Source organism: Lentzea sp. NPDC051213, assembly GCF_044455585.1.
Taxonomy (GTDB): Bacteria; Actinomycetota; Actinomycetes; order Mycobacteriales; family Pseudonocardiaceae; genus Lentzea.
In genome coordinates this window covers 1,027,006-1,051,527 of record NZ_JBITEX010000003.1, presented here as the reverse complement: position 1 = coordinate 1,051,527, position 24,522 = coordinate 1,027,006, and the positions used below count along the sequence as shown (strand labels likewise).

The window sequence follows — 24,522 nt, the reverse complement described above, 5'->3', positions numbered from 1 at the left end:
AAGGTTCCCCGCACTTGCTCAGAAGGGGAGAAAGCATTGAGGAAGATTCTCGTGACGGCCGCGGCCACCGCGGTCGCCGCCACGCTGCTCATGCCGGGGGGCGCGTCGGCGCAGGACATGGGGACGATGGCCGCGTGCGACCCGGACAAGCACGTGCGGATCAGCGTGCAGAAGCGCGGCAACTTCATCGACGGGCTCGGCGGGTTCTTCAACTGCGACCAGGCGACCACCGGCTACACGATCATGGTCCAGGAGAAGAGGACCATCGGCTGGAAGGACCACGTGGTCAGGTCGGGTGTGTGGCGGACCAACCAGTACGCCGTCACCACGTACACCTGCAACGGCACGAAGTCGAAGAAGTTCCGGGCGCTCATCAAGAGCGGCATCGGCACCCACGCGTGGGTCAAGACGTCCAGCAGCATCACGGTGGCCTGCGGATGATCGCGCGCAGGGTCGTCGTGTCCGCGGTCCTGCTCGCGGTGGGGGTGCTGGGAAGCATCGCCCAGCCGGCGTCGGCGGCAGTGCTGACCCACCGGTTCAAGGCGGCGGGCACGAGCGTGTGCCTCGACGCGAGCAACGACGTCCGTCTCGCCACCTGCGGGCCGGCCAATCGTCAGCTGTGGCGCTGGTCGACCCCGAGCAGCGGCGGGACGTTGCTGCAGAACGTCGGGACGGGCACCTGCGCCGACCGCTTCCGTGCCGACGTCGGACTGTCCGGTTGCGGCAGCGGGGTGCCGAACCGCTGGCTGGTGACCGGCACGCCGGACAACTTGCTGATCAAGGCGGCCGACACCGGTCTTTGCCTCAGCAGGACCGGCTCGGCCCAGGTCGGGATGAAGGCCTGTGACGGCACCCCTGGCCAGCGCTGGCAACGTGCCTAGTGCTGTGACCGCCAACCTTCGCCGCGTCTTCCGGCGCTCAGCAGGGCGCCTCGCGGCACCGGCTCCGCGTCCCCGTACAACCAGTACGAGGACGCGGGGCCGGTACCACGATGCACCCGTCTGACCACCGAAATACGGGGCAAAGGGCGGCGGTCACAGCACAGATCTCGAGGGTGAAGAAGTCGATCACCGTGGGTGGGCGTGGTGCCGCACTCTTCCGAGTCGAGCACCGCGCCCACCCCTGGCAGTTCGTGAACCGACTTCGGCATTCCCCCGAGCTCTTGAATGACTTACGATCCCCGAGAACCTCGGGATACCGTCACCCGAGTTCTGCCTGGGGGGCAACAGATGCAAGAGTCGGTTGAATTTCGCGTGCTCGGACCACTGGAGATCAGAGTCGGGGGCAAGGCGCGACCTGCGGGAAGTCCGAAGCTGCGCACAGTTCTCGGTGTCCTGCTCACCAAGGCGAACCGGGTCGCCACCCACGAAGAGCTGATCGACGAGCTGTGGGGCACAACGCCTCCCGCGTCCGGCATGGCGAACATCCGCAGTTACGTGGCGCGCATCCGGCAGATGCTGCCCGCCGGCCAGCAGCAACGGCTGCAGGCCAGGTCCAGCGGGTACAGCCTGGCCGTCGAGCCGGCCGAGCTCGACCTGTTGGTCTACAACGAACTGTCCACTTCCGGACACACCGCGCTGGGCAAGGGCGACGTCGTCACGGCGGTGCTGCACCTCGAACGGGCGCAGGCGCTGTGGCGCGGTGAACCGTTCGAGAGCGTCGAGTGCGGCCCCCGGCTCGACACGGTCACGGGCACGCTCAAGGAGCAGTGGCTGGCGGGTGAGGAGAACCTGCTGGACGCCAAGTGCCGCATGGGGGTCGACATCTCGGTCGTCAACGCCCTGCGTGCCTTCACCAGCGCGAACCCGTACCGGGAACGCGCGTGGCGGTTGCTGGTGCAGAGCCTCGACGACATCGGCGCCAGGACGTCGGCGTTGGCTGCCTACGAGGAGGTGCGCGCGCTGCTCGCCCGCGACCTCGGGGTCACGCCGGAGCCGCAGCTGCGCGAGCTGCACCGAACGATCCTCACCGGGCGAAGACGTGCCGCGGACATCCCGGCTTCCTCTCCTGCCCGCATTCCGCGGGAGCTTCCGGCCGACGTCGCCGTCCTGATCGGGCGCGAGGACGAGCTCGCCCAGCTGGACGCGGCGCTGGCACCGAGCGGTCACGCGGCGAACCGGCCGAAGATCGTCGCGGTCGTCGGTCCCGGTGGGTGCGGCAAGTCCGCGCTTTCCGTCCACGCCGCACACCGTGCTGCGAGCGCGTTCCCGGACGGACAGATCTTCGTCGAACTGGGCGACGACACCGTTCCGCCGCTGCAGGTGCTGCGCCGGGTACTGCGCTCGCTGCTGGGATCCGGCTCCACGTTGCCGGAAAGCCTGTCCGAGGCCTCGGCGATGCTCCGCTCGGCGACCGCGGGCCGCCGGGTACTGCTGGTGCTCGACCACGTCCAGCGCGCGGAACAGGTGCTGGGACTGATTCCCGGCGACGGTTCCTGCACGGTGCTGATCACCTCGCGGCGGATCATCGGGCATCCCCACCCCGATCTGCAGATCCAGCTCGGCATGCTGCCGACGGCGGCCGCGGTCGACCTGTTGCGCAGCACATCCGGCGTTCACCACGAGGAGTCGGCGGCGATCGCCGAGGCCTGCGGAGGTTTACCGCTCGCGTTGCGCATCGCGGGCAAGTTGATCGCGAACAAGCCGCGGTGTGCGGTGGGGTCGGTGGTGCGGCGGCTGCTGGACCCGGCGCATCGGCTCGATGCGCTGAGGCTGGAGGGGCACGCGGTCCGTGACTCGTTGCGCCGCCACCACATCCGCCTGTCGCGGCGCTCGGACGACCTGGGCCGCCGGGCGGCACGGTTGTTCACGGCCATGAGCCGCTTCGAGGGTGACGCCGTTGACAATCATTGGGCGCAGCGCACGCTCGGCGAACCGTCTGCGCTCACGGAAGCGGCGCTGGACTGCCTGGTCGAGGAGTGTCTGGTGGAGCGCTGCGCGTCCGGGCAGTATCGGGTGCACGACCTGCTTCGCCTGTACGGCGCCGAAATCGGCGCCGACTCAGGTGCGCAGCTCGACCGCGTCGGCGAGCAGACCGGGTGATCCCGCTCTGACGGCCAGGTCGCCGACGACCTGGCCGTCGCGCATCCGCACCAACCGGTCGCAGCGCTGCGCCACGTGCTGCTCGTGCGTTGCGATCACGATCGTCATCGGGTGCTGGGCCTGCAACGTGGCGAGGAGGTCCAGGATCTCCGTGCCGGTCTTGGAGTCGAGGTTGCCGGTGGGCTCGTCGGCGAGCAGTAACCGGGGCCGCGAGATGAGCGCCCGCGCGATCGCGACGCGTTGCTGCTGGCCGCCCGACAGCTGGGAGGGCAGCGCCCGGCCGCGGTCTTCGAGCCCGACCGCGGCGAGCAGCTCGGCCGCACGGGCGGGGGCGTCGAAGTCGACCTTGTGGGGCAGCACCGGCGCCAGCACGTTGTCGAGCACGGACAGGGTGGGGATCAGGTGGTAGCGCTGGAAGACGAACCCGATCCGACTGCGGTAGGCGGCAGACTCCTTGCGGGACAACGTGGTCACGTCGACGTCGTCCACGGTGATCGACCCCGTGTCCGGCCGGTCGATCGCGCCGACCAGGTGCAGCAGCGTCGACTTGCCCGAACCCGACGGTCCGGACAACGCCACCACGGTGCCCGCTTCGATCTCCAGTGAGACGTCGTCCACGGCCTTGATCCCCGCCGTGCCACTGGTGAATCGCTTGCTGACCGAGCTGATCGCGACAGTCGCGCCGTCCATGCTCATTCCTCCCCGAGGTTCTGCGTGATCGGCGATCGCCCGATGGTCCAGGCGGGCACGCAGGCGGCGATCAACGCCGACATGATCGCGGCGCCCGCACCGGCTCCGGCCGCCGTCAACGTCGCCGTGGTGAAAGCGGTCCCGGTGATCGCCGCGATCGCGACCAGACCGGTCACCGTGCCCGCCACCGCGCCGAGCAGGCCGATACCGATGCCCTCCCAGGCGATCAGGCGGATGACCGCCCCCGTGCTCCAGCCGGTCGCGCGCAGGGTCGCGATCTCACCCGCGCGTTCGCGGACGTTGAGGTAGAGGACGTCCGCCACCGCTGCGATGCCGAGCGCCAGCACGGCCCCCACCGCGATCAGGTCGACCTCGCGCACCTGGACCGACACCGCGTCTCCCAGCAACGTGCCGACGACCGCGCCGTGGAAGCCGCGGACCACAGCCAGCAACGCCGTCGCTCCCGCGATGCCGATCGCGAGGGAGACCACGCCGAGAACCGTTCTGCCGGGCGTGCGCCACAGGTTCGCGAACGCGAGGCTCGCCACCGTGCGGTGCCGTCGTGCGGTCGCGTGGCGGGACTTGACCGCGATCGGCTGCAGGCCTGCTCCCGGATGCGTGCGCGCGGCCCGTGCGGCGGGAACGAGCGCGGCGATCAGACTCAGCCCGACGGCCACCGGCACGGCCAGGAGCACCCGCCACGTGGGTCCGGCCAGCGAGCCGAGTGACGACAGCAGCGCGGCGAGCCCGGCGCCGCCCACCCCGGCCGCGAGACCGATCAGGGCGACCTCGCCGAGCAGCACCTGGAACAGCTTCCGCGGTGGCCAGCCGAGACAGGCCAGGGTGGCCAGCTCGCGTTGCCGGTCTCGCACGGCCGCGGACACCGCGTTGAACAGGAACAGCGCGCACACCACCAGGATCAGCACGACCAGTGCCGCGGTCTTGTGGTCCAGCGCGTTGATCACCGACACCGCGACGCCCTTGCGGGACCAGTCTTCGACGAGGCGGAGTTCGGGTCGCCCGTAGTCGCCGGGGCCGAGGGTGACCTTCTGCGGTGCGGGCGACGCGCCGATCGTGATGTCCACGTCGAGTCCGGTGACGGCGTTGATCTGCTCGGCCACCAGCCGGACCCGTTCCTGCGACACCGCGTCCATGCCGGTGATGCCGGCGACCTGGACGCGGACCGAGGAGATCGGTGCCTTCTCCTGAGGCGTGCCCTGCAGCAGTGTGGGCAGCGCGGACAACGAGGTGAGCATCATCGGCGGAGACGCCAGATAGCCGCCGGGATTGCTGTTGGGCACCAACGGCTGGTCGCCGAGCAGGCGCTTGCTCTCGTCGTCGGCAGCTACGGCCTTCGGCGGGTGGTAGGTCTCCAGCGGGACGGCCGACAGCTCGGAGAAGCCGCGCAGCTTGGTCGCGTCGAACACGCCCGTGGCCTTGGCGGACAACGGATCGCCACCGGCCTGGCCGGAGAGGAGCTTCGTGAGCGGCCGGTTCGCCATGTCCTTGGCGAACCACGGCGTGGCATAGCCGTCGATGGTGTTGTTGCCCCACACGGAACTCCGGTTCACCTCGACGTCCCGTGGACGCAACGACCCGTCGGATCCCGTGTCATACTGGGGAGAACCCGCCTGGATCACCACGGTCAGCTGCGCGCGCAGCTCGTCGCGCACGGCCGCGGTGTAGACGTCGGTGGCGCCCATGCGGACTTCGCCGGCCCGGGTACCTGGTGCCGTGCGCACACCCTCGTACGCACTCTCCGCGTTGAGGCCCGCGATGCCCTGCCCCGCAACCTGTTCGGTCGCGACGACCAGCTGTTCGTCCAGCGCCGGCCGGTCGGGCACGACGACCGGGATCGACAGCCCTCTCAACTCCTCGGGCTGGGCGGTCTCGGTGCCGTTCAGGTAGTCGCCGGAGACGACGGCCTGGTCCAGGCCGACGAGCGCGGCTTCCTGCTGCGGGTCGATTCCCGCCAGCAGCAGGGACATCGGCCACTCGAAGTCGACGGTCAGGCGGGGGGAGACGCGATGCACGCCGGTCGGATAGGTGGGGCCCAGGTCGAACGACCCGTCTGGCAGCAGCTGCGCGATGACCAGCCGTTGGCGGTCACTCGTCTCGAGTCCGGTCGAACCGGGCCGCCCGCCCGCCTGGCACAGGGCGCGGCCGCTTCCGTCCTCCTGGATCTCGACCGGAGACAGGCTCGCGCCGGACCCGCAGATCGCGACCTCGGCCGCGTGGTCCTTGCCGTCGTCGTGGCCCGCGATCCGGCCGGACGCGTCCACCTTCGGCCACGCGATCGCGCGCTTGGTCACGTAGGCGATGTGGGCAGCGTCGTCGTCGAGCTTGGTGAGGCCGCGATCGGCCGTCCAGCGGGGGAGCAACCGCACGGTCTGCGTCGCCTTGGACCGGTCGATCGCGTCCGTGGCGTCGACCGGGGCACGCAGCGTTGTCGTGGTGTACCCGACCATCGCGATCGGTGCGGCGACCTCGACACCGGTGATCCGCTTGATCTGCTCGTACTGGTCGAGGCTGATACCGCCGTAGAGGCCGGAGAGGTAGTTGGGCCGCACGAGTCCGCGCTCGACCTCGAGCGGCGTCCGGGCTCCGCTGGGGCGCACGAGGATGTCGTACGCGGCGCGGTAGTTCGCGTCCACCGCTCCGAGGGTCTGCAGCCTGGAGGTGGTCGTGCTGCCCGTGAGCAGGGTGAACCCGGTGGTGGCGGCGAGGATGCCGAGGAACAGCGCCAGTGTCCGGCCCCTGCGGTGGCGCAACTGGCCGGTCAGCAATGAACGCATTCGTGATTCCCCCGGCCCCCCGGCAATGATGAACCCCCGTCCGCGGCCGAATGACCCCACGACCGCGGACGGGGACGACTCAACTCAGCAACAACCGTCGAGGTAAGACTCGGTCACGGTACCGCTGCCGTCGTGCACGTACTCCATGAGCCAGCTGTTGTGCCAGCGGTTGTTCTGGTAGCAGGCGTACCTGCTCGTGCAGGTGCGGCGCCAGTAGTACAGCGCGGAAGCGTCGACCTTCGGGACGAAGGCGTCCACGATCCGGTCGCTCATTGCACGCAATGCCTTCACGATTTCCCCTTTCGGAGCCAGCCCGGCGGCGGCTCTTGCGGACCACGCTAGAACGAGGAGGCATACGATTTGCATACGACTACGTCAATGTGAGTCGGTGTCTTCGCGCAATCGGAAGCGGAACGATCCGAATTCGACCGTCTCGCCCGGCTGCGGAAGCGGAACAGGCTCGCCCGTGAGCATCTTCTCGGACTCGGGACGGACGTCGTTGCGCATTTTCCGCACCACTACGGCGACCACGCTGGAAACAGACATCAGCCCCCAGACGCGCGAATCGATGCTGGCATCGGCGTTGTCACCGAGCAGCACCAGGTTTCCCGGCGGGACCGTGCTTCCCGGTGCGATGCCGGCGAGCTGCGCCACCTCTGGCGGAACCGGTTCTCCCGCGACCGCGGCGAGACGCTTGACGACCAGCTGCGAGTCCCCGAACGGGGCGACGACGACGATCGTCCCGGTCGCCGGCACCCGTGAAGTGCGGCGGGCCAGCAACTTCTGCCCGTCCTGCAACGCGGGCAGCATGCTCTGCCCGATCACCCGCACGACGAGCAGCCGTCGCTGGGCCCACAAGGCGCAGGCACCCGCGACGACCGCAAGGACGACCGGGGCGATCCACCACACGTCAGCCTCCCCATCGGGGCGCATACGCCGGTTCGGCCGCCACCTCGGTCCGATATCCCTTGGCCTGCAGCTGGAATAGCCGCCGGTAATCGCCCTTTCCGGCAATCAGCTCGTCGTGCGTGCCCTGTTCGACGATCTTCCCCTCGGACAGCACGACAATCACGTCCGCATCGCGCAACGTGCCGAGCCGATGTGAAATCAGCACCCTCGTGCGGCCGGCACGGAACACGCTCAGCCTTTCGTGCACCCGGCTTTCCGCCTCCGGGTCCAGCCCCGCGCTCGGCTCGTCGAGGATGAGCAGATCAGGATTGTCGCGCAAATAGCTGCGGGCCAGCGCGATCCGCTGCCACTGACCACCCGACAGCAGCATTCCCGTGGCCGGGTTCGCCGGGTCCGCGAAAACGCGGCTCAGCATCGTGTCGTATCCGTTGGGCAGTTCTTCCAGGGTGTCGTGGATTTCGGCGTTCCGTGCCGCGGCATGGACGCGGCTCCGGTCGCCCGCCACCGCCAGGTCGCCGACGCCGATGTTGTCGGCGACCGTGAGGTCGTACTCCATGTAGTCCTGGAAGACGGCGCCGATCCGGCGCCTCAGCACGTCCGGCTCGACGTCCCTGATGTCCACGCCGTCCCACGTGATCGAACCCCTGGTCGGGTCGTAGAACCGGCAGAGCAGCTTCACCAACGTGCTCTTGCCCGCGCCGTTGACGCCCACGATTCCGACGGACTGTCCGGCGTGGATGGTCAACGTCAGGCCGCGCAGGACCCAGGAGTGTTCCGGCGAGTACCGGAACCACACGTCGCGGAGCTCGATCCGCGCACCCAGCGCGGGCAGTTCAGCTGGATGGGCCGGTACCGGCAGATCGGAGTCGGTCCGCAGCACGAACCGGTAGTGCTCGAACTCGACCAACGCCTGGTGCGCCGTCGCGATCGTGACCGCGACACCGGCCAGTCCGGTCTGGACGGCGGCGACGGACGCGACGAACAACGTCACTTCGCCGATCGACACCTCACCGCGCACCGCGGCCTGCACGACCCACACCAGTCCGGCGCCCGCGACGGCCGCGGCCAGCACGGCCAGGGTGCCCTGCGCGAACACCGTCCTGCGGTCGACCGTGCGCTGGGCCGCGTCAGAAGCGCGCCGCTCGCGGAGCATCAGCGACCGGAAGTGGTCACCGAGGCCGAACAGCCGCACCTCCTTGGCGGCCTGGACGGTCGTCAACAGGCTGCCGTAGAAGGACTCGCGCCGGTCGAACGCCCCGATCCCGTGCTGGGTGTGCGCCCGGCGCCGCGCCAGCGCCAGCTCCGCGACCAGCACCGGCACCGCCGCCGCCAGCACCACCAGCGTGAACACCGGGCTGATCAGCCACACCGACAGGGCGAACCCTCCGACGGTGACGACGGCCCTGGCCACGCTCACCACGCTGTCGACCACCTGCGCGGGCGCCCGTTGCCCGGAGAGCCGGGCCGTCCGCAGCCGGTCGAGGAAAGCGGGGTCCTCGAACCTCGCCAGGCCGCCGAACTCGTTGATCTTGCGGTGCAGCCGGTCCGCCGCGGCCAGCCCGACCGCACGCCGCGCCTGGGCCGAGAGGTACTGCGTGAGGCTCGGCGCGGCCGCCGCCGCCACGCCGACGAGCGCGAGCACGACCACCAGCCGCACCGCGGCCGCGGCGTTCGGTTCCTGTCCGGTGATCTGGTCGAGCACACCTTTCGTGCACCACGCCGCGATCACCGGGAACCCGCCGGTGAGCAACGTCAGCGCGCCATATCCCGCCAGGTGCCAGGGAGCGGCGCGCAGCGCAACGGCGAGTGCCTCAGCCGCCGCCCGCGCACCGCCGGAGCCGGCCATCACACCCCAGCCGGGACGGCGAGCCTCGTCGAGGTCACGGTTCCGGTCGCGTCGATGGTGCAGGTGGCCGGGTAGGACGTCACGCCGAAAGCGACACCGAGCGCACCCTTGCGCCCTTCGACCACAACGGTTGCGACCTCGCCGAGCACGTCGAGGTACTCGCCGGCGAACTCCTCGCTGACCACCACCGCGATGACGCCGGCTTTTCCGTTCGGCATCGCCCGTGCCGCAGCGACAAAACCGGGCAGAAGCTCCTCACAGGGCGTGCAACCGGGGGAGAAGAACCCCACGAGCGTCGACGAGGGCAACCGGTCGCGGTCGACGATCCCGTTGTCCAGCGCCGTGACCCGGAACGGCGGAACCCGCGTGCCGACGCCGACGATCGCGCCCGCGCTGGACCGTCCGCCGACCACGTCGGACAACCGCGAGATCAGGTCGGCGTGCTCGCGCATCCTGCGCACCAGCCCGAACGCGAGGACCAGGTTGAACAACCCCAGCAGGCCCACCGCGACCAGTCCGATCAGCTGTGCCATGTCGGTTTCTCCCCCACCACATCACCGCGCCGGCCGAACAGTTCGACCACCGGGTCCATTCCGAGCACGAACAGAGCGGCGACCGCACCCGCACCCGCCGCGGCCACCGCCATCGCGGCGTCCGCAGGAGCCGTGCCCCCACCTGCGACCACAACACCGGCCGCGCCGAACAGAAAGACGTTGCGCACGACGTGCCGCACCCCAAGGCGCCCACCGCCGGCCCCGAAGCACCGACAGCTCGCCTTCGTGTTCTGCGCCAGCGAAAGGGCGATCGCCGCGGAGAACGCGACAAGCAGCAGCCCCGCCAACACGGCCCCAGCGCGCACACTCGCGGGCCACGCCAACATGCCGACCACAGCCGCTTCAGCGACCACAACGCCAACGGCAGCCATCCGCACGACGGATGCCGGCAGAACCTTCATGTCCCGCAACGACTCCGCAAAGTTCTGAAGCGCCCCCGGCGACACCTTGGTCGCGAAGGAGACGACGAAGACCGCCCCGACCAGCACACGGCAGGCAAGCGCCACGTAGTCCACCCGCGCCCCCCTCGATGTCCGCCGGCAGGCCGCAGTCGACCAAACCGACGCACACAGCGGAGATACGCCGTCGTATGCGGGCGTCAGAAGTACCTCCGGGAGGGGGAGTCTGTCGGTTGGTTGCTCCTGCTTGTGTGGTGGGAGAGCTATCGAGGATTCGGCCAGACGGATCCACGCTGACCATCCGGAGATCCTCAAGGCATTGGGGTTGTAGTGGGTGACTTCGTCGAGTTGGAGTGGAAACGCAACTGGGGCTGGCCGTGGCCGGAGGACTCCTGGGGCCTGACGCCGAGATTCGGTGAGGACGGCTGGTGCCGCTCCTGTGGCGTCCCGCAACGCGCCCAGTCGGGGTCGCTCGTCCTGCGGAAGAAGGGCAAGACCGGTCCTCCCGCGGCCTGGGTGCCCAACTGGCAGTTCGATGTCGTCTGTCTGGAGCGTTCGCTTGCCGAGGAGATCGGGGCGAAGTTCGACATCGAGCTGTGCGAGGTCGCCTGGCACGGCTCCGGCGGCGCCGACGCCATGCAGATCGTGGCGCCGTGGACGGAGCAGCCGTGGTTCGACCACGACGAGCTCCGCGCCGCCGCCGAGCAGCGGCACGGGGTCGCGGGCAAGACCTGCCCGGACTGCGGTGCGTGGAGGTGGATGCCCCTCGGCTTCGGCGTGGGGCTACCGCCGCTGCGGCTCGACCACGCGGGCCAGGGCAAGGACGTGATCGCCAGTCCCGAGTGGTTCGGCGACGGGTGGAACGCGTTCAGGCAGCTGCTGTTCCGCCGGGAGCTCGCAGAGCTGATCGTCGCGGCCTGCCCACGTGAGGTGAAGATCAACGACGTTCTCTGAGAGACAACGGGACCACGGCCCACCCCCGAACCGGGGGTGGGCCGTGACGCATTTCGCCCCATCAAAGGGGTCTGTCAAACGAAAGGATCGGGCCTGTGCGGCCTGCCTAGCTGTATACCCCCGGCAGGAGTCGAACCTGCGTCTCCGGCTTCGGACGCCGGTGTCGTGTCCGTTGGACCACGAGGGTGTGGCGGAGGATGCAGGATTCGAACCTGCGCGGCGCTCGCGCGCCGACCACCGTTTTCGAGACGGATGCCTTACCGGGCTCGGCCAATCCTCCAGACGTGCGGACCTGCTGAGCGGAGGGCGCGCGGATCGAACGCGCGCCGGGCGCGATGCCCGGACCACGGATTAGCAATCCGGTGCCTTACCACTCGGCCAGCCCTCCATCGTGGCTCCCCGGGGAGTCGAACCCCGACCGCCGGAACTTCACCCCGGTGCTCTGCCAGTTGAGCTAAAGAGCCGTGCGCGCCTTCGAAAAGGCGCCTTTCCAAGTCGGATGCCCGCGAGTCGAACGCGGTGTGTCCTCATCCCAAATGAGGCGGGTTGCCGTCTCCCTCGCATCCGCGAGTACCCCTGCCAGGAGTCGAACCTGGACCTCGGCGTTCGTAGCGCCGTACTCTTTCCATTGAGCTACAAGGGCGAAATAAAAGCGCGCTGAATAGAGAGAGCCGCCCTGCTCGGTTTCCCGAGGGGCGGCTCCCTGAACATGACGTACTACCAGGTCATGGCGGGGAGCCTGCGCCGCTCACCTGCGAAAACGGTCGCGGGAACGGTCGCGATGAGCTAAATCGGCGGCTCGTCATGGCGTTCCCCTTCCTGGCTTGATGTTGGACCAAGTATTACCGGCGCGCATGCCGGTCGTCAATCATTTTATCCACGTTCGTAGGTCATGAACGAAACTCCGCTCTCGAACAGCTGCGCGTTGGTCCGCGCGAACTTCGTGATGTCGGCCTTCCCGTCGAACAGCGGGATTCCGCGCCCGAACACCACCGGGTGGATCTTCAGGAGCAACGTGTCGATCAGCGGCAGCAGTTCGGCGGCCAGCTTGCCGCCTCCGCACAGCCAGATGTCGAGGCCGTCCTCCTCCTTCAACTCACGCACGCGGCCGATGACGTCCTGCCGGATTACCGCGACGTCGTGCGGGGTGTCGATCAGCGACGACGACACCACGAACTGCCGCAGGTGCGCGTACGGCGAGGCCAGCCCGCCGGGCACCTGGTAGGTGTGGCGGCCCATCAGCACCGTGTCGAAGTGCCGGTTCGGTGCGTCTTCCAGGCCGAGCGCCGACCGGAACTGGGTGGGCAGCGTGTCCGGGTACTCGGCGTTGATGCCGGCCATGTGGTCGCCTTCGAAGATGAACCCGTCGAAGGTCCCGTCCTCGGCCGCGATGAACCCGTCCAGCGTCACTGCCACGTAGTAGACGAGCTTTCGCATACAGATCATCCCCTTGACTGTGTTCGATTGCCGCTGCTCCGCAGGCGGCGGCGAGTTCGCCGGGAAGTCGGTCGTCCGGCCACCGCTTCGGGCCGAATCGCCTTCGGCGGTTGACCCGAAGGGGCGACCGGACGACCGACGCGAACTCGCTTCAACCACGACAACTGTAGTACTATGTCTGTAGTGGTTGTCAAGGAGGAAACGTGGTCCGGAACGAAGCGCGGCGAACCGCCCTGTTGGACGCGGCCATCGAGGTCCTGGCGGAGGAGGGCGCGCGGGGGCTGACCTACCGCGCGATCGACGCGAAGGCGGGGGTGCCCGCGGGCACGGCGTCGAACTACTTCGCGAACCGCGACGACCTCATGTCGGAGGTGGCGATCCGGGTCAACCAGCGGCTCATGCCGTCCGACGAGTCGATCGCGGAGTCGCTGGCCATGCCGCGGGACCGCGCGCTCACGCTGAAGTTCATGCACGACATCGTCAATCGCGCGGACGCCGACAAGGCCTGCTACCTCGCGATGATGGAGCTGCGGCTCGAGGCCACGCGGCGGCCGGACCTGCGGACCGCGCTCACGAAGACGGTTGCCGACAACCTCGACTTCAACGTCACGTTCAACGAGGAGTCGAAGTTGCCCGGCGACCGGATGACCGTCGTCTCGCTGTACTTCGCGATGACGGGGTTGATCTACGAACGGCTGACGTTGCCGGACGTGCTGGCGCCGATGGACCTCGACGAGCTCATCGAGGTCCTCGTCGACCGCGCTATCGGCTGAGGGGTCCGCCGGTGATCGTCAGCGACACGGCGATCACCACCACGCCCAGCATCGTGTAGAGGAACGCGTCCATGCCGCGGCCGCGGATCTTGATCAGGCCCGCCTGCTCGTCCGTCACGAGGATCCGCAGCACGGCCGCCACCAGCAGCGACACGCCCAGCAGGACCGCGCCCTGGCGCCAGTGGTACTGGAAGATCCGCAGCAGCCCGAGCGCGCTGATCCCGAGCACCAGCGCGAACGGCAGGTGCTTCCCGGGGCCTGAGCGCCAGCGCTGTTCCGGCATGAGCGCCTCGGCGTCAGACCGCTGCATTGGCGCGCTCGGCGGCTTCGACGGTGTTGGTCAGCAGCATCGCGACGGTCATCGGGCCGGAGCCGCCCGGCATCGGGGCGAGCCACCCGGCGACCTCGGCCACGTCCTTCGCGACATCGCCGACCAGGCCGGCCTCGGTGCGGGTGATGCCGACGTCGACCACCGCGGCGCCAGGCTTGACCATGTCCTTGGTGATCAGGCCGGGGCTGCCGGCGCCGGCGATCACGATGTCCGCCCTGCGCACCTCGGCCGCGAGGTCCTTGGTGCCGGTGTGGCACAGCGTCACGGTGGCGTTCTCGCTGCGGCGGGTCAGCAGCAGGCCGATCGGGCGGCCCACGGTCACGCCGCGGCCGACGACGGTGACGTTCGCACCGGCGATCGGCACCTCGTAGCGCCGCAGCAGCTCGACGATGCCGCGCGGCGTGGCCGGCAGCGCCGCTTCCTCACCGAGGACGAGCTTGCCCAGGTTGACCGGATGAAGGCCGTCGCCGTCCTTGCGCGGGTCGATCCGCTCCAGGATCGCGTTCGCGTTCAGGTGCTTGGGCAGCGGCAGCTGCACGATGTAGGCGGTGACCTCGGGGTTCGCGTTCAGCTCGTCGATGACGGCCTCGAGCTCCTCCTGCGTGGTCGTCTCCGGGAGGTCGCGGCGGATCGACTTGATGCCGACCTTCGCGCACGCCGAGTGCTTGCCCTTGACGTACGAGTGCGAGCCGGGGTCGTCGCCGACCAGCACGGTGGCCAGACCCACCGGCGCCGGCAGCGCGGCGACCCGCGCCTTCAGGTCCTCGAACAGCGCGTCCCGGGTTTCCTTGCCGTTGAGCAGCGTCGCAGTCACCTGACCATCTTCCCACCGGGCAGGGCGGCGATGCCCACCGACACCAGCGTCAGCACCACGCCGGCCACCGTCGGCCAGGCCAGGTGCCCGCTCACCGCGTCCAGCAGCACAGCCCCGATGAGCTGCCCGCACACGGCGCACAAGCCGACCATCAGCACGCCGATGAACCGCACGGACACGATCGCGCCGCCCACGCCGACGATGCCGAGCAACCCGCCGAGGTAGAGCCACCAGTCCGGCGGGAAGCCACCCGGCAGCCCGCCCCGCACCACGAGGTTGACCAGCGCCAACGCCGCCGTGCCGACGGTGAAGTTCACCAGGATCGTCACCACGGAGTTGGCCGAGGCCTCGCGGACCAGGCCGTTCACCGCCTGCTGCCAGCCCATCAGCAGTCCCGCGACCAGCGGCAGCACCGCGAGCCACAACGTGCCGGGCGACGTGAACTGGTCCGACACCGCCACGACGACCGCGATAACGCCGACGGCCGCGCCGACGACACGAGTCTTTGTGAATGGTTTCGGCTCGCCCGGCCCGACCCCGTGGTGGTCGATCACCATGCTGCTCACGACCTGCCCGATCACGACCGCGACCGTGAACACCGCCACACCGATGGTCGCGACCGCGAGTCCCTGCGAGCCCACCAGCACCGCGCCGCTGATTCCGCCGATGCACTCCCACCAGCGGATGCGCCGCTGCCGCAGCGACTCGCGCAACCGCCGCAGCCCGTCCCGGCCGGACTGTCGCGACAGGACCACCGCGATCAGCACCAACCACCCGCCGGCGAAGGAGATCAACGCGGCCAGCAGGCCGTTCTGGAGCGCTTGTGCCAGGGTGCCGTTGACCCGTGCCTGGACCGCGATGGCGAGGCCTCCGACCGCCGCCAGGAGGCCGCCGGTCACCCGTGCGGACCGCGTCACACGTCCTCCAGCCGAGACAGGGGTGTTCTTGATCAGCTTTAACGCGGGAGGGCGACCGCGTTATGGTCGGGCCTCCACCGTTCGGCGCAGTGGCGGGGGACGTGTGCGATCCGGCGAGTTGCGGGGGAAGATGTTGGCGTGTCCGAGCCGAAGCCGTTGAACCCTACCGAGCAGGACGCTCTGGTTAAGCAGATCGGCCTGACCCTCATGCGAGCCGCGCCGGAGGACTGGCGCAGTGTCGTCGCGCAGTACCGGGCCACGGGCCGGTACTTCGAGCTGGAGTCCGAGCTGCGGCTGCAGGACGGCACCGCGCACGCGTGGGCCGTGCCGCAGGACGTCGCCTCGCTGTTCGCCCGGCTCCGTGCCGGCATGCACCGCGAGGGCAGGGGCAGCTGGTCGAACGCCCGCTACCAGCTCGATCACCCGTCCAGCTACAACCTCGATTTCGACCGCGCCGAGCCGAACTGGCAGACGCCTCCTCCGCAGCAGGCGTACTTCGACGAGATGCGGTTCTTCCCGCGTGCCGACGAGAACGTCCCCGATTGGCTGCGCCGCAGGCTGAACCCGCCGACGCCGGTGTTCCGCTCGGCGCGCGTGTTCGACGGCGCCGGCCCCAACGGCCGTCCGTCGGTCAACCGGCCGCCGGTGCCGGAGCCCGAGGTCGCGCCGTTGCTCGCGTACCTCTCGAACGCGCCGGTCGCGGTCGCCGGTCGCGGGTTCGACGCCGACGTCCTGCACCCGGAAAGCCCGCAGGTCGTGCCGTCCGGCTTCCAGACCGACGGTGTGTGGATCTGGCCCGCCGGAGTCACGTACTACCTGCGCAAGTACGGCGTGCCGCCCGAGCAGGAGCTGGTCGAACGCGCGCGGGCAGCGGGCTTCAGCCTGCCCGAGGTGTCCGAGGAGAACAGGCTCGCCGCCGCCGCGAACCTCGGCGCGCCCGCCGCGCCTCCCGGCACCCAGCTGCTGCCGCCACCCGCGCCGGAGCCGGTCGTGCAGCAGGAACAGGAGCCGGAACCCGAGCCGGAACCGGAACCGCAGCAGGACGCGACGCTGTTCGTGAAGCCGCCGGCCTTCGAGGACGAGCCCGAGGAGGAGTACGACTTCGGGCCGCTCATCCCCGAGCCGCAGGCCGCCGAGGTCACCACCGAACAGCCTCAGGTCGAGCGCGAGCCCGCGGACATCGGCGAGACGATCGCCGTCGCGGTGCCGCCGATGGCCGGTGAAGGTCCGCCCTATCGGGTGGTCTTCGACTCCGACGGCGTGCCCGAGCACTACGACGACCGGCGCCTGCGCGACACCTACGGCGCGGGCATGGACCTCTTCGCCCCGCACCCGAGCGAGGTCGAGGAACGGGAGCCCGTCGCGGAACCCGTCGCCGAGGTCGTCGCGGAGGACGTTCCCGAGATCTCGAACGAAACGGACGCCGACCACGAACAAGAAGTCGTGGACGTCGCCGAGGAACCCGAGATCCCCACCGCGGGACCGGACGAGCCCGAGCTCCTCACGCACCAGCGCGAGGAAGAGCGCACGGATCACCTCCCGGAGGTGGACGAGCGCCCGCGCGACGCCATGCAGGACACGATGGCGTGGAGCCCCGTCCTCGACGAGCAGCCGGAGAGCCCGGCGGAGGTGACCGAGGAGCACCCGGTCGTCGCCGTCACCGAGGACGAGCCCGACCTGGCCGAGAACGAGATCGAGTCCACGGCGGAGTTCGGGGCCCAGTTCGACAGCCAGTTCGAGTCGCAGTTCGAGAGCCAGCAGGCCGTCGCGCCAGAGCCCGTCGCCGAGCCCTCGCCGGTGCCGGTGCTGCCCGTGGCCCTGCCGGTTCCTCTGCCGGTTCCTCCTCCGCCCGCACCGGCGCCGACCGAGGAGACCACCCAGTTCAACGCGGCGCTGTTCGTCGAGGACGAGCCGGAACCGGAGCCCGAGCCGGAACCGGAGCCCGAACCGCGGCAGGTCACGCCGGAGGAGGACCGCGAGCTGGCGGGCACCCGCCGCGCGCTGGACGACCTCAACGTGCCGCACGGCGTGTACCGGATCGGCGAGCCCGCCGACCGCACCTGGAGGCTGCACCTCGACGGCGACAGCTGGGAGGTGTGCTGGTACGACCACGGCCCGAAGAGCCCGGTGCGGTTCGACAAGGTCGAGGACGCGTCGGCCTACCTGGTCGGCAAGCTGGTGCTGGGCAACTTCCGCACGATCGTGCGTACGCCGCCTCCACCACCGCCGGCTCAGCAACAGGCGCCGCGGCCGATGAGCAACGGCTTCCGCGAGGAGCCGCGCCGCCCGGCGCCGCCGCAGCGTCCGCCGATGCCGCAACAGGCCCCGCCGCCGCCACCTCAGCCGGCACCCGCACCCGTAGCCCAGCAGGCTCCGGCACCCTCGCCGGTGGCCGCCGCTGTCGCGCAGGAGGAGCCCTCGAAGCGGAAGTTCCCGATCTCCCCGCTCGCGGGCGAACCGCCGCTGACGTTGTTCCGCCACAAGCAGATGTTCGAGCTGCCGGCGGGCACCGAGGTCGATCGCTACGGCGACCAGACCGGCAACCTCGTCTACGTGGCGGGCACGCCGTTCCCGGAACGCAGCCTGGTGCCGTCGTGGATCAACCGCCCGTACCGCGTGTACCGGTTGCGCCGCCCGCTCGAGGTGCTGACCGGTGTGGCGGTGCCGTGGTTCGAGCAGCCCGGTGGCGGCACGGCCTACCTGCTGCCCAAGGCGGTCGAGGAGATGGTCGCCGATGGCATCCTCGTGGAGATCTCAGGAGCTGCTGACCACTGAACTTCAGTTCACGACCAGCCCGTAGGCCGCGGCGAACGCGACCGCCGTGTCGATGTCGATCAGGGCTCCGGCGAGCTTGGCCTGCCGGAGCCCGTTCGCGTCCACCTTCGCCCCGCGCAGGTCGGCGCCCTCCAGCAACGTGCCGAGCAGCCGCGCGCCCATCAGGTCCGCCTCGCCGAGGTCGGTGTTGCGCAGGTCGGCCTCGCTGAGGTTCGTCTCGCGGAACCGCTGCCCGCGCAGCTTCAGGTCGTACAACGGCGCCTTCACGAACGACGCCAGCGTGAAGTCCACCTCGGTGAAGGTGATCGGCCGCATCACGCAGTTCGCGAAGTTCGAGCCCATGAGGCTGCACGAGGCGAACGACGCGCGGGTCAGCACCGTGCGGTCGAAGGTGCACTGGCGGAACGCTGTCGCGTGGTGCTTCGACTCGCCGAGGTCCGTCCGGGTGAAGTCGCATCGGGTGAACGTGCACCCCGTCGTCACCAGGTCGCGCAGGTCGGCCTCGGTGAAGTCGCAGTCCGTGAAAGACCTCTTCTCCCAGTGCTGACCCGGCATCACGGCGTCGGCGTAGTCCTCGCCGATCTCTTCGACTGAGTTGTCCACTCTCACACTTTCGCACTCACCGGGTGTTGGTAACGTGCGGGAGGCCGGGCGACCCGCCCGACGTCAACGAAGACCGTCATTCGGGAAGGCTCATGACCCGCACGCCCGTGAACGTCACTGTCACCGGTGCGGCCGGCCAGATCGGCTACGCACTGCTCTTCCGCATCGCTTCCGGCCACCTGCTGGGTCCCGATGTCCCGGTCAACCTTCGCCTGCTGGAGATCACTCCCGCGCTGAAGGCCGCCGAGGGCACCGCGATGGAGCTGGACGACTGCGCCTTCCCGTTGCTCAAGGGCATCACGATCACCGACGACGCGAAGACCGCGTTCGACGGCGTGAACGTCGCCCTGCTCGTCGGCGCCCGTCCCCGCACGAAGGGCATGGAGCGCGGCGATCTGCTGGAGGCCAACGGCGGCATCTTCAAGCCGCAGGGCGAGGCGATCAACGCCGGTGCCGCGGACGACGTCAAGGTCCTCGTGGTCGGCAACCCGGCCAACACCAACGCCCTCATCGCCCAGCAGCACGCGCCGGACGTCCCGCGCGAGCGCTTCACCGCGATGACGCGTCTGGACCACAACCGCGCCCTGTCGCAGCTCGCCAAGAAGCTGGGCGTCGCGGTCACGGACATCCAGAACATGACGATCTGGGGCAACCACTCGGCCACCCAGTACCCGGACCTGTTCCACGCCAAGGTCGGCGACAAGACCGCCGCCGAGGCCGTGAACGACCAGGCGTGGCTGGAGAACGACTTCATCCCGACCGTCGCCAAGCGCGGCGCGGCGATCATCGAGGCCCGTGGCGCGTCTTCGGCCGCGTCGGCCGCGAACGCCGCCATCGACCACATCTACGACTGGGTCAACGGCACCGAGTGGACCTCGATGGCCATCCCGTCGGACGGCTCGTACGGCGTGCCCGAGGGCATCATCTCGTCGTTCCCCGTTCGCACCTCGGGCGGTAGCTACGAGATCATCCAGGGCCTGGAGATCGACGAGTTCTCCCGCGGCCGCATCGACGCCTCCGTGGCCGAGCTGGTCGAGGAGCGCGACGCCGTGAAGGGTCTTGGCCTGATCTAAGACGTGGCAGTGTGGGGAACGTGCGGATTCCATGGGACGTTCCCCAGCCACAGCTCTCCGATGACGTGCACCCCGCGCTTGCTGACGCCGCCCGTGCGGCGTCAGCGGCGTATGGGCGTGCTCGAGCACTGCACACGCGCCTCGAACTCCGCGAAGAAGTGGCGGACGGCGCCGATGGCACCCCGACGATGCGCGTCGATCGCATCGTCGAAGACGCGATCCTGGAATCCATCCACCGCAATCGCGTGAACCTGCTGTCCGAGGAAGCCGGGTTCGTCGACAACGGTTCCTCGATCACCCTGGTCATCGACCCGGTCGACGGGTCGGCGAACGCCGCGTTCGGCGTTCCTCTCTCGTGCTTCGCCGGTGCGCTCGTTGAAGACGGCACGGCAAAAGAAGCGCTCACGACGTGGTTCGACACGGGCCGTGCGTGGCATGCGCGCGCAGGGGTCGACACTCCGTTCCGCACGACCGGACGTACTTCGCTCGACGGCGCGTCCGTGTGTCTGATGCGCCCGAAGACCGGCACGCAGGACGCCTGGCTGCGCATCGCGAACCGCGCCGACCGCATCCGGGTGCTGTGCACGACCTGCCTGGAGACGATGCTGGTCGCGGAGGGCACCGTCGACGCGTTCATCGATCCGGGCAGCGACACGCACCGGATCATGGACCTCGCGACGGCGCTGGTCACCGTGCCCGCCGCCGGAGGGGTGCTGCTCGACCTGCACGGGCGGCCGTTCACGTTCGAGCCCGACCTGACCCACCGGTGGTCAGGCGTGGCGGCAGCGACTCCTCAGCTCGCCGAGGAGTTGATCACGACCGTGCTGGGCTAGACGACCCCCCGCGGTTCGACGATGCAGTCTGGGCCGGGGAACACCAGGCCTTCGTGCCCGTCGTTGAAGCGGACCAGGTACGGCGGCTGGCCGTCGTTGCCGCGGACTTCGAGGATCTCGCCGAGGCGTTCCTCGAGGCCGACCGAGCGGCTGTGGACGTGGAGTCTGTCACCAACGGTTGCGTGCATGGTGCTGCAACACCTCCGGTGTGCGGCGTGAGGTAGGCGCGTTAAAGCCTAGGCCGACACCGGAGGTGCGCAACAGGGCTCATGGACTCATCCGCCGCAAGCCGAGGAGACCTTCGCGACGAGGTCGGCCTTCTGCTGCACCCAGTCAGCCGCGGAGCTGACGTTCTGCATGCCGTTGGCCGCTTCCTCGAGGGCCTTCTTCACCTGCTCGTCAGGCGAGGAGCTCGCGAGCTTCTCGAGTTCCGCCGCCTTGGCCTGGGTGTCTGCCAGCGCCTTCTGCGGGTCGCTCAGGTCCGGTGAGAACCCGACCAACTGGATCGCATCGGCGCACAGCTTCACCTTGTCCGCGGTGTCGCTGACTCCCTGGATCGTGTCGCAGGCCGTCAGGCCACCCAACGCGATGACGGCGGCCGCCAGCGGTCCGACTAGGCGCATTCGCTCTCCTTCTGCCCGATGTGTCCGTTTGTGTTGGTTACGACTCTACCGAGGTGCATCCTGCGCGACCTGGCGTTGGTAAAGCTTCCGGATTACGTCGTCGATCTCGGGCTCGACCACGGCGAGGTCGTGCACCTCGACCTGGCGCACCACCTGGGTGATCAACTGCGCCGCCGTCGTCTCCGCCCTCTTGAACGAGAGGTGGTGGCGCAGCCCGTTCGCCTCGCTGCGCACCGCCGTTACTCCAGGGACGTCCGGCGCCGGGCCGGGTTCCCTGAGGTCGATGACCAGCACGCGCTCCGGCGTGACCTCGGCCCGCAGCTCGTCGAGCGGGCCGTCGGCGAGCACCACGCCGTGGTCGATCACCATCAGCCGCGGGCAGAGCCGCTCGATGTCGTCGAGGTCGTGCGTGGTGAGCAGCAACGTGGTGCCGCGGCGGGTGTTGATGTCCTTGAGGAACTCCCTGAGCCGTTCCTTGGACTCCAGGTCGAGGCCGATGGTCGGCTCGTCGAGCACCAGCAGTTCCGGGGCGTGCAGGAGGGCGGCGGTGATCTCGCCGCGCATCCGTTGCCCCAGCGAGAGCTGCCGCACCGGGGTGAGCAGGAACTCTTGCAGGCCAAGAAGTTCGACGCACTCGTCGAGCCTGGTCCGGTAGTCGCCGGCGCCGACGCGGTAGATCGACCTCAGCAGGTCGAAGCTGTCCTGCAGCGGCAGGTCCCACCAGAGCTGGCTGCGCTGGCCGAACACGACCCCGATGCGCCGCGCGAGATCGCGGCGCTGCTTGGACGGATCCACGCCGCCGACCCGGATGTGACCGCTGGTCGGCACCAGGATCCCGGTCAGCATCTTGATCGTCGTGGACTTGCCGGCACCGTTCGGCCCGACGTACCCGACGGCCTCACCTGCGGCTACGTCGAACGTGACGCCGTCCACCGCCGTGACGGTCTTGTAGTTGCGCCGCAAGCCTTTCGACGTGGCGACCTTGAACTCCCTGCGCAGCTCGCTGACCTCGATCATGATCCCGTTCCCCGGTAGTGCCTGACCGCGAACCGCCACACCAGCCCGGCGACCGCGGCCGCCAGTGCCGCGACGAGCGGTGATGTCCAGCCGACCCAGCCAGGCAGGCCGAGCGGATCTTCCTTCCCGAGCAGCGCGAGGCTCGGGTAGTACGCGACGAACGCCCCCGGCACGATGAACGCCATCACCCAGCGCAGCGGTGCGGAGTAGACGTTGATCGGGTACGACGTGAAGGCGTTGCTGCCGTAGGTCACCGCGTTGGCGAACTCGCGGCCGTCCACGATCCAGAAGCAGACCGAGCACGCCACCACCCAGACGGCGCTGTAGATGACCGCACCCGCCATCGGCGTCACGATGGTCAGCACGACCTTCGCCGGCGTCCAGTCGATCGCGACGTGCGACAGCGCGTAGCCCATCACCGCGAGCGCGCCGGTGATGCGCCCGATCCTCCTGAGCCGGATGTCGGAGCACATGATCTGCGGCAACGTGCCGAGCGGCCGCAAAAGCAACACGTCGAAACTGCCGGTGCGGATGTAGGTGGGCAGGTTGTCGAGCTGCCCGGCGAACAGGTCCGCGACCCCGAACGCGGCGCCCGCGAACGCGTACATCAGCAGCACCTCGTTCTTGCTGAACCCGCCGAGCGCCTGGATCTGGGTGAACAGGATCAGGATGACGATCAGCTCGTAACCCTGCGCCAGCACCTGCGTCAAGAAGTCCAGCGCGAACGACGCGCGGTAGGACATCTGACTCCTGAGGCGGGCGCCGATCAGCCGGGGATAGATGTAGTCAGCCACCCTGCAACACCACCTTGCGCACGGCCCGCTGCAACGCGAAATGGCCCAGCGCGAGGATGACGACGGCCCAGAACGCTTGGTACAGAAGGAGTTTCACCGGGTCGCCGTGCCCGAGGAACACGTCGATAGGCGCCTGCAGCATCGCCGGGAACGGCGTCATCCACAGCACCTCCCGCGCCCACTCCGGGAAGAACGCGATGGGCACGGTCAGCCCGCACAGCAGGCCGGAGGAGACGTTCCAGAACCCGTACAGCCCGCGGTTGTCGATCAGCCAGAACGAGCTGATCTCCACCAGGAACCGCACCCCGAAGCTCGCCACCAGTGCGATCAGCGCGCTGAGCAGGAACAGCGGCCACTGGTAGGCGTGCGCGGGGAACTGGAACGGGAACAACACCATGCCGAACACCATCGGCGGTACGAGCCTGGTCAGGAACGCGTAACCGCCACGCCCGACGTCCTCCGCGAGAAGGGCGCCTTGCAGGTGCCACGGCCGATACAGGTCTACTACTACGTCACCGGATCGCACGCGCTCGGCGAGCTCGTTGGTTCCCCACAACAGGACGAACCCGAGCAGCCCCTGCCCGATCCAGACGTAAGTGTTGGCGGCAGCGACGTTGTAGTCCGCGATGTCGCCGTTCGCCGCTTTGAGAGCGGCGATGAGGATGGCGACGCGCAGCAGGCCGAAGACCACGTTCGTGGTCATTCCGGCCAGCATCGCTTGTCGGTAGGTCGAGTACCTTCGGAATCCAGCAACGATCAAATTGGCGTGAACACGCACAGCGATCCACGTTACCGACCGTCGCAAGTGGATTTTCTAGAAGATCGTGACCTTCTTCTCACGGTCCGGTCCGGGGACCTTCCACCACTTCCCGGGCACCGGCCTCTCGCCGGGGTAGGTCGCCGTGTCGCCGAACCCCGCGGGGCAGTGTCCGAGGCCGGGGACGGGTTCCATGTTCCCGCCGGTGGAGAAGTGCGTGGCACTCACCCAGCCCCAGAAACCGTTGTCTCCCAGGGTGTAGGCGAACCAGTTGTTGATGAGGTCCGGGCTGCCGTTGACCCCGTACGTCAGCGTGATCCCGAACTTGCGCTGGCAGACGAACCAGCTGTTACCCGCGTTGAGCACACCCTCGACGTTGCCCACAGGGGTGAACTTGTTCCCGCCGTACATCGCCCACTGGTGGTTGCTCCGCCAGATGTGGCAGGTGTAGGTCGTCGAGTAGCCGGCGTGTGCACCGGACTGAAAGCACCCGGCAGCTGCCTGCGCTGCCGGGGCGCTGACCACCAGCGAACTTGCGGCGGCCAGACACACAACGAGTGCGCGAAGCTTCTTCATGATCCCCCCAGG

Annotated in this window: 26 protein-coding genes and 5 tRNA genes; 8 read left to right on the top strand and 23 right to left on the bottom strand. The window is 69.0% G+C overall.

What is annotated here, in order from left to right; genetic code table 11:
* Positions 1-36: 36 nt before the first annotated feature.
* The 3 genes from ACIA8G_RS18130 to ACIA8G_RS18120 all read left to right on the top strand — a co-directional run bounded on the left by ACIA8G_RS18130 (position 37) and on the right by ACIA8G_RS18120 (position 3,041).
* The gene (locus ACIA8G_RS18130) at positions 37-441 is read left to right on the top strand and encodes a hypothetical protein (RefSeq protein ID WP_396419635.1); all 405 of its coding nucleotides are present in this window, start codon (positions 37-39) and stop codon (positions 439-441) included.
* Positions 438-881, top strand: a complete 444-nt coding sequence (locus ACIA8G_RS18125) for an RICIN domain-containing protein (protein WP_396419634.1) — start codon at positions 438-440, stop codon at positions 879-881. Before ACIA8G_RS18130 ends, ACIA8G_RS18125 begins: the two co-directional genes overlap by 4 nt.
* 372 nt (positions 882-1,253) lie before the next feature.
* On the top strand, positions 1,254-3,041 hold the full coding sequence (locus tag ACIA8G_RS18120; protein WP_396419632.1) for a BTAD domain-containing putative transcriptional regulator: 1,788 nt from the start codon (positions 1,254-1,256) through the stop codon (positions 3,039-3,041).
* On the opposite strand, the gene ACIA8G_RS18115 is transcribed toward ACIA8G_RS18120, so the two are convergent.
* From ACIA8G_RS18115 to ACIA8G_RS18085, 7 genes are all read right to left on the bottom strand, one after another.
* The gene (locus ACIA8G_RS18115; protein WP_396419630.1) at positions 3,000-3,731 is read right to left on the bottom strand and encodes an ABC transporter ATP-binding protein; all 732 of its coding nucleotides are present in this window, start codon (positions 3,729-3,731) and stop codon (positions 3,000-3,002) included. The two genes, ACIA8G_RS18120 and ACIA8G_RS18115, sit on opposite strands and share 42 nt — an antisense overlap.
* Positions 3,732-3,733: 2 nt before the next feature.
* Positions 3,734-6,526, bottom strand: a complete 2,793-nt coding sequence (locus ACIA8G_RS18110; protein ID WP_396419629.1) for an FtsX-like permease family protein — start codon at positions 6,524-6,526, stop codon at positions 3,734-3,736.
* A gap of 84 nt (positions 6,527-6,610) precedes the next feature.
* A complete protein-coding gene (locus tag ACIA8G_RS18105) occupies positions 6,611-6,817 on the bottom strand; it encodes a hypothetical protein (protein ID WP_396419628.1) in 207 nt (68 codons plus the stop codon).
* A gap of 84 nt (positions 6,818-6,901) precedes the next feature.
* Positions 6,902-7,435 (bottom strand): S26 family signal peptidase, encoded by a 534-nt coding sequence (locus tag ACIA8G_RS18100; protein WP_396419627.1) that lies wholly within the window; start codon positions 7,433-7,435, stop codon positions 6,902-6,904.
* A gap of 1 nt (position 7,436) precedes the next feature.
* Positions 7,437-9,281, bottom strand: coding sequence for an ABC transporter ATP-binding protein (locus ACIA8G_RS18095; protein ID WP_396419626.1), 1,845 nt, complete (start codon positions 9,279-9,281; stop codon positions 7,437-7,439).
* Entirely contained in the window at positions 9,281-9,814 is a 534-nt protein-coding gene (locus tag ACIA8G_RS18090) for a TlpA family protein disulfide reductase (protein ID WP_396419625.1), read from the bottom strand. The genes ACIA8G_RS18095 and ACIA8G_RS18090 overlap by 1 nt, the downstream gene beginning before the upstream one ends.
* Complete coding sequence (locus ACIA8G_RS18085; RefSeq protein WP_396419624.1) at positions 9,802-10,350, bottom strand: MauE/DoxX family redox-associated membrane protein; 549 nt, start codon at positions 10,348-10,350, stop codon at positions 9,802-9,804. Before ACIA8G_RS18085 ends, ACIA8G_RS18090 begins: the two co-directional genes overlap by 13 nt.
* Positions 10,351-10,563: 213 nt before the next feature.
* Between ACIA8G_RS18085 and ACIA8G_RS18080 the strand changes: the two genes are divergently transcribed.
* Complete coding sequence (locus tag ACIA8G_RS18080) at positions 10,564-11,187, top strand: hypothetical protein (protein ID WP_396419623.1); 624 nt, start codon at positions 10,564-10,566, stop codon at positions 11,185-11,187.
* A 115-nt stretch (positions 11,188-11,302) separates the two neighbouring features.
* On the opposite strand, the gene ACIA8G_RS18075 is transcribed toward ACIA8G_RS18080, so the two are convergent.
* The 6 genes from ACIA8G_RS18075 to ACIA8G_RS18050 all read right to left on the bottom strand — a co-directional run bounded on the left by ACIA8G_RS18075 (position 11,303) and on the right by ACIA8G_RS18050 (position 12,633).
* Positions 11,303-11,374, bottom strand: a tRNA-Arg gene (locus tag ACIA8G_RS18075).
* A 1-nt stretch (position 11,375) separates the two neighbouring features.
* A tRNA-Ser gene (locus tag ACIA8G_RS18070) sits at positions 11,376-11,467 on the bottom strand.
* 20 nt (positions 11,468-11,487) lie between these two features.
* Positions 11,488-11,575, bottom strand: a tRNA-Ser gene (locus ACIA8G_RS18065).
* A gap of 4 nt (positions 11,576-11,579) precedes the next feature.
* Positions 11,580-11,651 (bottom strand) — tRNA-Phe (locus tag ACIA8G_RS18060).
* Between the two features lie 107 nt (positions 11,652-11,758).
* Positions 11,759-11,830 (bottom strand) — tRNA-Arg (locus tag ACIA8G_RS18055).
* A 230-nt stretch (positions 11,831-12,060) separates the two neighbouring features.
* Positions 12,061-12,633: a dihydrofolate reductase family protein gene (locus tag ACIA8G_RS18050; RefSeq protein ID WP_396419622.1), complete on the bottom strand. Its 573-nt coding sequence runs from the start codon at positions 12,631-12,633 to the stop codon at positions 12,061-12,063.
* A gap of 194 nt (positions 12,634-12,827) precedes the next feature.
* Between ACIA8G_RS18050 and ACIA8G_RS18045 the strand changes: the two genes are divergently transcribed.
* A complete protein-coding gene (locus tag ACIA8G_RS18045; RefSeq protein ID WP_396419621.1) occupies positions 12,828-13,397 on the top strand; it encodes a TetR/AcrR family transcriptional regulator in 570 nt (189 codons plus the stop codon).
* Here ACIA8G_RS18045 and ACIA8G_RS18040 read toward each other — a convergent pair.
* The 3 genes from ACIA8G_RS18040 to ACIA8G_RS18030 are packed head-to-tail and all read right to left on the bottom strand — an operon-like array spanning position 13,387 to position 15,459.
* A complete protein-coding gene (locus ACIA8G_RS18040) occupies positions 13,387-13,707 on the bottom strand; it encodes a DUF3017 domain-containing protein (protein WP_396419620.1) in 321 nt (106 codons plus the stop codon). The two genes, ACIA8G_RS18045 and ACIA8G_RS18040, sit on opposite strands and share 11 nt — an antisense overlap.
* Positions 13,694-14,542 (bottom strand): bifunctional methylenetetrahydrofolate dehydrogenase/methenyltetrahydrofolate cyclohydrolase, encoded by an 849-nt coding sequence (locus tag ACIA8G_RS18035; protein WP_396419619.1) that lies wholly within the window; start codon positions 14,540-14,542, stop codon positions 13,694-13,696. The genes ACIA8G_RS18040 and ACIA8G_RS18035 overlap by 14 nt, the downstream gene beginning before the upstream one ends.
* Positions 14,539-15,459: a DMT family transporter gene (locus tag ACIA8G_RS18030; protein WP_396419618.1), complete on the bottom strand. Its 921-nt coding sequence runs from the start codon at positions 15,457-15,459 to the stop codon at positions 14,539-14,541. The genes ACIA8G_RS18035 and ACIA8G_RS18030 overlap by 4 nt, the downstream gene beginning before the upstream one ends.
* 138 nt (positions 15,460-15,597) lie before the next feature.
* Here ACIA8G_RS18030 and ACIA8G_RS18025 point away from each other — a divergent pair, with 138 nt between their 5' ends.
* Complete coding sequence (locus ACIA8G_RS18025) at positions 15,598-18,234, top strand: glycohydrolase toxin TNT-related protein (RefSeq protein ID WP_396419617.1); 2,637 nt, start codon at positions 15,598-15,600, stop codon at positions 18,232-18,234.
* 3 nt (positions 18,235-18,237) lie between these two features.
* Here ACIA8G_RS18025 and ACIA8G_RS18020 read toward each other — a convergent pair whose 3' ends face one another.
* A complete protein-coding gene (locus tag ACIA8G_RS18020) occupies positions 18,238-18,789 on the bottom strand; it encodes a pentapeptide repeat-containing protein (RefSeq protein ID WP_396419687.1) in 552 nt (183 codons plus the stop codon).
* Between the two features lie 140 nt (positions 18,790-18,929).
* Between ACIA8G_RS18020 and ACIA8G_RS18015 the strand changes: the two genes are divergently transcribed.
* Both ACIA8G_RS18015 and ACIA8G_RS18010 read left to right on the top strand, forming a co-directional pair.
* The gene (locus ACIA8G_RS18015; protein ID WP_396419615.1) at positions 18,930-19,910 is read left to right on the top strand and encodes a malate dehydrogenase; all 981 of its coding nucleotides are present in this window, start codon (positions 18,930-18,932) and stop codon (positions 19,908-19,910) included.
* Positions 19,911-19,930: 20 nt separating this feature from the next.
* Complete coding sequence (locus ACIA8G_RS18010) at positions 19,931-20,743, top strand: inositol monophosphatase family protein (protein WP_396419614.1); 813 nt, start codon at positions 19,931-19,933, stop codon at positions 20,741-20,743.
* Here ACIA8G_RS18010 and ACIA8G_RS18005 read toward each other — a convergent pair.
* The 6 genes from ACIA8G_RS18005 to ACIA8G_RS17980 form a co-directional block, all read right to left on the bottom strand.
* A complete protein-coding gene (locus tag ACIA8G_RS18005) occupies positions 20,740-20,931 on the bottom strand; it encodes a DUF1918 domain-containing protein (RefSeq protein ID WP_396419613.1) in 192 nt (63 codons plus the stop codon). The genes ACIA8G_RS18010 and ACIA8G_RS18005 overlap by 4 nt on opposite strands.
* Before the next feature lie 87 nt (positions 20,932-21,018).
* Positions 21,019-21,366: a hypothetical protein gene (locus ACIA8G_RS18000; RefSeq protein ID WP_396419612.1), complete on the bottom strand. Its 348-nt coding sequence runs from the start codon at positions 21,364-21,366 to the stop codon at positions 21,019-21,021.
* A gap of 45 nt (positions 21,367-21,411) precedes the next feature.
* Positions 21,412-22,383, bottom strand: coding sequence for an ATP-binding cassette domain-containing protein (locus ACIA8G_RS17995; protein WP_396419611.1), 972 nt, complete (start codon positions 22,381-22,383; stop codon positions 21,412-21,414).
* Entirely contained in the window at positions 22,380-23,177 is a 798-nt protein-coding gene (locus ACIA8G_RS17990) for an ABC transporter permease (RefSeq protein WP_396419610.1), read from the bottom strand. Before ACIA8G_RS17990 ends, ACIA8G_RS17995 begins: the two co-directional genes overlap by 4 nt.
* The gene (locus tag ACIA8G_RS17985) at positions 23,170-23,880 is read right to left on the bottom strand and encodes an ABC transporter permease (protein WP_396419609.1); all 711 of its coding nucleotides are present in this window, start codon (positions 23,878-23,880) and stop codon (positions 23,170-23,172) included. Before ACIA8G_RS17985 ends, ACIA8G_RS17990 begins: the two co-directional genes overlap by 8 nt.
* A gap of 111 nt (positions 23,881-23,991) precedes the next feature.
* Entirely contained in the window at positions 23,992-24,510 is a 519-nt protein-coding gene (locus ACIA8G_RS17980; protein WP_396419608.1) for a hypothetical protein, read from the bottom strand.
* Positions 24,511-24,522: the final 12 nt, after the last annotated feature.